6 protein-coding genes are annotated in these 7,156 nt (G+C 49.0%); 3 read left to right on the forward strand and 3 right to left on the reverse strand.

The window, feature by feature from the left end:
• Window positions 1-246 precede the first annotated feature (246 nt).
• Window positions 247-1,245 carry a GntR family transcriptional regulator gene (locus AC0YNS_RS29905; protein WP_475784579.1) on the forward strand — a complete coding sequence of 333 codons (999 nt, stop codon included), beginning with the start codon at window positions 247-249 and terminating at the stop codon, window positions 1,243-1,245.
• Between the two features lie 47 nt (window positions 1,246-1,292).
• Here AC0YNS_RS29905 and AC0YNS_RS29910 read toward each other — a convergent pair whose 3' ends face one another.
• Together AC0YNS_RS29910 and AC0YNS_RS29915 are read right to left on the reverse strand one after the other, a co-directional pair.
• Entirely contained in the window at window positions 1,293-1,799 is a 507-nt protein-coding gene (locus AC0YNS_RS29910; protein WP_475784580.1) for a DUF1854 domain-containing protein, read from the reverse strand.
• Window positions 1,799-3,991 carry an ABC transporter ATP-binding protein gene (locus AC0YNS_RS29915; RefSeq protein ID WP_475784581.1) on the reverse strand — a complete coding sequence of 731 codons (2,193 nt, stop codon included), beginning with the start codon at window positions 3,989-3,991 and terminating at the stop codon, window positions 1,799-1,801. Before AC0YNS_RS29915 ends, AC0YNS_RS29910 begins: the two co-directional genes overlap by 1 nt.
• A 379-nt stretch (window positions 3,992-4,370) precedes the next feature.
• On the opposite strand from AC0YNS_RS29915, the gene AC0YNS_RS29920 reads away from it, so the two are divergent.
• Window positions 4,371-5,246, forward strand: a complete 876-nt coding sequence (locus AC0YNS_RS29920) for an NAD-dependent epimerase/dehydratase family protein (RefSeq protein WP_475784582.1) — start codon at window positions 4,371-4,373, stop codon at window positions 5,244-5,246.
• Between the two features lie 62 nt (window positions 5,247-5,308).
• Here AC0YNS_RS29920 and AC0YNS_RS29925 read toward each other — a convergent pair whose 3' ends face one another.
• Window positions 5,309-6,226 carry an ornithine carbamoyltransferase gene (locus tag AC0YNS_RS29925; protein ID WP_475784583.1) on the reverse strand — a complete coding sequence of 306 codons (918 nt, stop codon included), beginning with the start codon at window positions 6,224-6,226 and terminating at the stop codon, window positions 5,309-5,311.
• A gap of 140 nt (window positions 6,227-6,366) precedes the next feature.
• Between AC0YNS_RS29925 and AC0YNS_RS29930 the strand changes: the two genes are divergently transcribed.
• On the forward strand, window positions 6,367-6,843 hold the full coding sequence (locus tag AC0YNS_RS29930; RefSeq protein WP_475784584.1) for an NUDIX domain-containing protein: 477 nt from the start codon (window positions 6,367-6,369) through the stop codon (window positions 6,841-6,843).
• Window positions 6,844-7,156 lie beyond the last annotated feature (313 nt).

The following is a 7,156-nucleotide window of genomic DNA, read 5'->3' on the forward strand; positions in this document are numbered from 1 at the left end:
AGTATACTGAGGATTCGATTCGGAGGTGGCATTAACCTAACGTAAATAGTCAAACCAATATTTAAAGCCATGCATGCTTGCCTATACATTTAAACTTCGAAATTTCTCGTAAATCTTCTAGAGGTCGTGGTTATTTCCCAAGAACATGAAGAATATCTCGCTAACTAGCATTCTTGGATCTTTATTTAATCAGAAAATGAGATACATGCATTATGCATAGATATATAGGTAAATGAGGGTGTTCATATGATTTCGAATCGCTTCTGCTTAACAGTCGACCATCAAGTAAATTTTGGGATACATACCCAAATGAAAGAACAGCTCAAGTGGCTGATCGGAACGGGGCAACTGAAGCCCGGCGATCCTCTGCCTGCCGCAAGCCACCTGGCTGATCTGCTGGGGCTTAACCGAAATACCGTAAATGGGGTATATAGCCAGCTGAAAGTCGAAGGTCTTGTTTCCATGCAGAAGGGCAAAGGGACACAAGTGCTTGGCGGCGCGGCGACAGAGCGGCTCCGAAGGAAAGCTGTACCTATGAAGAGGCTGCTGGATGGCATAATCAAAGGAGCCCGAGCAGAAAAACTAGATCTGCAGGAGCTCTTCATGGCCGGCCTGGGTTATAGTCTGCTGCAGAGCGGCCTTCCGACCGTTCCGGCTCGCATCCTGCTCGTGGAAAGCAAGGACCATGATCTTTATTTCTATCAAGAAGAAATCGAGCGGGTGACCGGACTTGAGGTCTGTACGATTTTCCTCGAGGATCTGTTGGAAGGAACTCGCACGATCAAAGAGGCACGCCCGAACGATATATGGGTGACCAGCTTGAACCAGGCGAATCGCGCCAAAGCGATACTGGCTCCTCTGGACAAAAAAGTGCATGTCGTCGGAGTCACGGTCGATTCTTCTATCGTGCTTGAATTAGCTACGCTGCAACGAGATTCGCATATATCCTTCGTCTCTCATGGTCAAACCGGAGGGGAGTGGATGCTCCAGCGCATTCGTGATGACGGCATTACTCACTTAAATCCGGTCATTATCGGCATTGATGAGCACGACAATCTGGAGAAGGCCCTTCATCGCTCAGTTAAAATATATACTTCCAAGGCTGTATACTCGGAGCTTAAACAACTGGCTCCGGACAAAGTCCAACTCTTCAAATTACGATTGGAACGAAGCAGCGAAAGCCTGCTGAGAGAGCTGGCTGCCTCGGACCTGCATTATCGATACGGTACTGGATTTGCAACTTAAAGCATACAAAAAGAGTTGGGCAGAGGTTATCTGCCCAACTCACAAGATTACAACACTTCTTCCAGCAGCTTGCGGCTATGTGCATCCAGCTCACGCCAGTCCGTAATCTCGCAGCGTTTACCGCTCATGTCGGTCAGAATGACTCGACCGCCACCAGGATATTGCATATGCTCATGCAGATTCCGCATGACCATCCGGGTCGCGCCCAGATGGGTTTGCAGCTCCCACATCCAGAGATCAGACTTGAACTTCACGCTCTCAACACGCGTCACGCGCGGCATGAAATAACGCAGCTGCAGCTCCTTCTCAAGCTCTCTCGCACTCTCTTCATACAGCTCTTTAATGTCCGGAACGATCCCAAGCTCTTCGCCTTTCGTATTTCGAATCGAAATATATTGAGTGGTATAGAGAAACGGAAACGCACGGTATACCTCAAGCTCTTCGTATGGTACGCCTTCTATAATACCTTGGAATACGCCGCCATTACCGCGGCTGAAATAAACATCATCCGGCGAGAATAACCGAATATCATATTTGTCGACTTCAACAGTCATCAGCCTTCAACCCCCTTGATCTTGGACAGCTCTTTCTGCGCATCCACGAGCTTCCGGTAGGCGCCGTCCTCTTTCTCAAGCAGTTGCTCATGCGTGCCGACTTCAACGATATTGCCTCGATCCAGTACAACAAGCCGATCTGCATTGCGGAGCGTCGACAGGCGATGCGCGATCGCGAATGTCGTCCGGCCTTTCACCAGCCGCGAAATCGCTTCTTGAATTTGACGTTCTGTCTCGGTATCTACCGATGCCGTTGCTTCATCCAGAATAAGAATACGCGGATCATGAATAATGGCACGAGCGATGGCCACTCGCTGCTTCTCACCGCCGGAGAGCTTATGCCCACGCTCGCCTACGCGTGTATCGTAGCCGTCCGGGAGACGAACGATGAAGTCATGCGCGTTGGCAATCTTCGCTGCTCGCATAATCTCCATCGGCGTTGCGTCTGGCTTGGAGTAAGCGATATTCTCAGCAATTGTACCGTCGAAGAGAAACGTCTCCTGCAGCACGACGCCGATCTGCTTACGCAGGTCAACCTGACTAATGTCTCGAAGATCCGTACCGTCAATGAAGATGGCACCTTCATCGGTGTCATAGAAGCGGCAAATCATGTTAATGAACGTCGACTTACCCGCCCCGGAATGACCGACCAGGCCGATCATTTCACCTGCTTTAACCTGCAAGTTGACGTCTTTGAGCACCGGATGATGCTTCTCATAGCCATAGGTGACTTTCTCGAAGTTAACGTCGCCCTTAATGACGCCAATTGCTGCAGGATTACGAACGTCAGGCACATCGGGCGGTGTATCCATGATCTCGAATACACGATGCGCAGCCGCCATGGCATTGCTCGCCCAACTGATCATTTGACTGATCCATTGCAGCGGGCCGAATAACATCCCGAGGTAAGCAATAAGTGCCATCAGTACACCAAGCTGCATGTCGTCACTCAGTACTTTACTTCCGCCGTTATACCAGATGAGCAGCGTACCCAGTCCGGCAATGAAGGCAAAAGCCGGGAACATGAATGACCAGAGACCTTCCATGCGGATATTGCGTCGTACGACTTCAACATTCGCATCTGCATAACGAGATAGTTCATCCCGCTCCCTGCCGAACGCTTTAACAACGCGTATCCCTTGGAGGGAATCGCCGACAAGTGTGTTCAACCGAAATATCGATCGCCATTGCTGGTACCAACGCCGTCCAATCTTCGGCCAGATGGTCATCGATACGGCGATCATGACCGGCACAGGCAGAATCGCATACAACGTAAGCTGCCAATCGAGTCCGAACATAATGATGAAGATCGCGATGATCCGCAGTCCCTCAGCGGACATGAACACGACGCCATCCGTCATGAACTGCCTCATCGCTTCTGAATCGTTGTTGACCCTGCCGATGAATTGCGATGTTTGGCGGCGATCGAAGAACGCAAGTGAAAGACGCATGAGCGAGCTGTAAACATCTTTGCGCAAGTCGCCCATCAGCTTCGATCCAACCCATACGCCGATTAAACCGCGAATCGTCTGCATAACCGACATGAGAAGCATCGTTACGCCTAACCCAAGCACAACATACAGCAGTGTCGAACCAATATCCTTAGGGCCAAGGACGTCATCAATAATGACCTTCGTTAAGTAAGGCGGTACCAATTCTACGAGTGTTGTTGTGATTAATAGACAAGCGGCAGCTATCATTTGCAGCTTATACGGCTTGGTGTAGCTCAGCATTCGAGCGGCTACCTTGCCATTGTGTGTGCATATCTGGCAGATCTGCGTCCCTTCAGACAGCGGGTTGCCGCAGCTATGGCAGCTTCGCGGAAGCTCGCGCTCCGAAAGCACCGGACGCTCCTCGTTCTTCGCCATCGCGCCGAGCAGCTTCGCCGCAAAACCGAACACCGGCGATTGTGCAGCTGTATAACGCGCGATCACGACCGGTCCTTTGCCCGTATCAGCCAGCAGCGTGCCTCCACCGATTGCACTTACAGCCCGCGCATCCTGCAGCTCCGCTAACGGCTGTTTGAGCAGCTGCGTCTTGTCTTGCTGCCATACCACGATGTCTTGCTCCGTGACAGCTATCCATTGCTCTCCGAATCGGCCATCCTGCAGCAGATCGGTCTTGGCGCTGAACAGAAGTTCAGACGTTAGTTGCTTCCTCAGTACTTCCGGAAGCTGGTCTTGAATCGACATGGTGCCCTCCTGTGTCTCCAAACAATTATTGGGCTGACTCCAATTTAGACCCGACAATCCAATTTCGAGTCGGCCACTACGAATATATGTTCTATATTCACTTTATAATTCCTTCTTTCTTTGTAAACTTTAACCAGAATTATGACTATGCGCAAAAATATCCCCACTTTTCGCACGATACCACACATTCTAGCAAGTACCACTCCGCCTCCGAAATGATAGTATAGACTGTGGATGCTGCAATACCATCGGAGATTCTAAATCCCACAGGGGTATTAGAACTTTTTTCTCCCTATCGACGAACTAAAGTACCGGGTATACAAAGGCAGGCTCATGCTATAATGCTAGAATCAGAACATAGAAGCGAGGGATTCCCATAATGAAAGTATTAGTTACCGGTGCTTCCGGCAATGGCGGGCAAGCGATTAGCAGAGCGCTTATTCAAGCGGGATATACGGTTCGTATGGCAGATGTGTCGCCTCCGGCGGGGGCAGATTTCTCCGGTGTGGAATTTGTTCGCTGTGACAGCCGTACAGCCGGCGATGTTCGCCGCGCTGTAGAAGGAATGGATGCTGTCGTTCATCTGGCCGCATGGCATTGCGCTCATAATCCGCCAGTAAGTGATGAAACGATCTTTGCTGTGAATGTGGATGGTACGTTCAACGTCCTGGAAGCATGTAAGCAAGCAGGTATCCAATCCATCGTATACGCTTCTTCAATGGCCTACGGGTGGGGCTCCGTATACAGCGTTTCGAAGGTAATCGGAGAAGATTTGTGCAGGGCTTATCACGAGATGACCGGTGCATCGATCGCCATGCTTCGCTATCATGAATTCATTCCTCGTCCTTACTTAGAATTCGGATCACGTTTGCTCCGCAATGGCGTCGACCGCAGAGATGTGGCCGCTGCTACCGTAGCATCCGTGAAGGCCGCCCTTAATCGGGATATCGGACTTTTCTGCACAATTGTACATACCAATCACGGCATGCCTGAGGAAGTCGTGAACAACTTCCGTGAGCTTGGCCCCGACTGGTGCGAATCGCAAGTGCCCGGCGCACGTCAGTTAATCGAGAAATATGCAATCAGCCTACCAGGCTCTGTTGAGCAGCACGACCTCTCCGAAGCAGAGCAAGCGCTTGGCTGGAAGCCGGCGACCGGGTTTGTTGAGTTCCTACGTGATCTCAAGATCCGCGATGAACGCGGAATCGATGTAGCCAGCCTCTTCGTACCATCCGAATTACCAGCAGATCTATAACCATATCAAAGGCCGCTTCCTAAGTATGCATCGCAACTTTTGAGGCGGCCCTTATTATACAATCAACTCTTATCCAGTACATGCAGCAGTAACGCCTTTTGAACATGCATTCTGTTCTCCGCTTGTTGATAGATGATTGACTTATCGGACTCAATCAACTCTTCTTCAATCTCGAACCCGGGATGAATAGGCATATCATGCATGATATAAGGAGAGTAGCCACTAAGGTTCTTTCTGTTTAACTGAAAGGGGAGCATTTGCTCGATTCTTCGATTCTTTTCCTCTTCGTAACGACTTTCTTGGACAAACTCCATATCAACCCATGTATCCGTATATACGAAATCAGACCTGGAGGCTGCTTCAGACAAGCTGCTTACGTGCTCGACAAACCCGCTCTGGCAGGCATTCTGCATCAGTTCTTCATCCCATGACGGCGTGTTTATAATAGGGGTCACCGGCAGCAGCTTTATTCCCAAAGTGACACAGCCAGCTATCAATGAATTAGCCACATTATTATGTATACCGACATAGGTGAGTGTCACTCCCGAGAATGTTCCCGCTACCTCATAAATGGTCATCAAGTCTGCAAGCGCTTGGCAAGGGTGATATTTATCGCAGCAACCATTGATTACCGGGACCTTAGAGTACTTTGCTAGTTCAAGCAGATCGGAATGGTTCTTTAATCTTGCCATGATGACATCACAGGTTCTTGATGCATACCTGGCCTCATATTGTATGGGAGAAATGCTGAAATTGCTAGCGTCCCAATCCAGCGTCACTGCATATCCACCTAATTGATTCATGCCGGACTGAAAGGATAAGTTGGTTCGAGTCGACGTCTTCTGAAATAACATAAGAAGGCCTTTTCTATCGCATTCGTGATCATAGCGCTGGGGGTTCCCCTTGATCTCAACCGCCATTTCGATGATGGACTGCAGAACGTCTGGACTAAATTCTTGTAAGGATAGCAAATGCTTCACGAGCTCACCCCTAATGAATACTTATACATAACAACGTATATAAATACAATATTATGATAGGCAGGCTATCCACGTCAACTGTAGAACTAAGAGTATAAGCGGTAGATGTGTAGAAATAAACACAAGGAGGCGCACAACAGGTGCAGATTAGTGTAGGGGTACAAGCCGTTATTCTGAGTCAGAATATGATTCTAACGATCCATAAGAGAGATGATGCAACTGGAGAGGAGTCTTATATCCTCCCCGGCGGCAAACAAGAGTTTGGCGAAACGATCGAACAAGCCGTGCGTCGCGAGGTACTCGAAGAGACGGGGCTAACCGTAAGTGTCGAAGAGTTTCTGTTCCTGCGAGAGTTTATCGGTGCCAATCATGATAATGCCAGCACGAATAATAACAATCTCCATATCGTCAGTCCCATTTTCTTATGCGGCATCCAATCGAGCAACAGGCTCACCTCAACTCCCTCCAATCCCGATCCTGACCAAATCGGAGCAGAATGGATATCCATTCACGAAATAGCGAATCTCCCCTTCTATCCGAAGACATTAATTCCTCAGTTAATTGAAGTTGCTAACGGCAATAAACCACGTCACTGCTATGTCGGCGATATGAACTAACAATAGAGAAGGCCTGCAATACTCCCCAGAACCAACCCTTTAATAAAGTATTTCTACAGGAATGGGTACGCCAGAATATTGTAGGTTACATGCACTTTTTATAGATTACAAACAACAAAAAAAGCACCCTCATCGAGGATGCTTTCAAATCTATTCCGTTTATGCCTTGAAAACTGGATACGAACCTTTGCGAAGGTCTTGTTTAGCTGATTGTTGTCCGAAGTTGAACATCCGAGCAGATGTTCGTAGGATAAGCCCTCGACCGATTAGTATTCGTCAGCTGCATGCATTGCTGCACTTCCACCTCGAACCT

Source organism: Paenibacillus sp. J22FR21 (genome assembly GCF_056269135.1).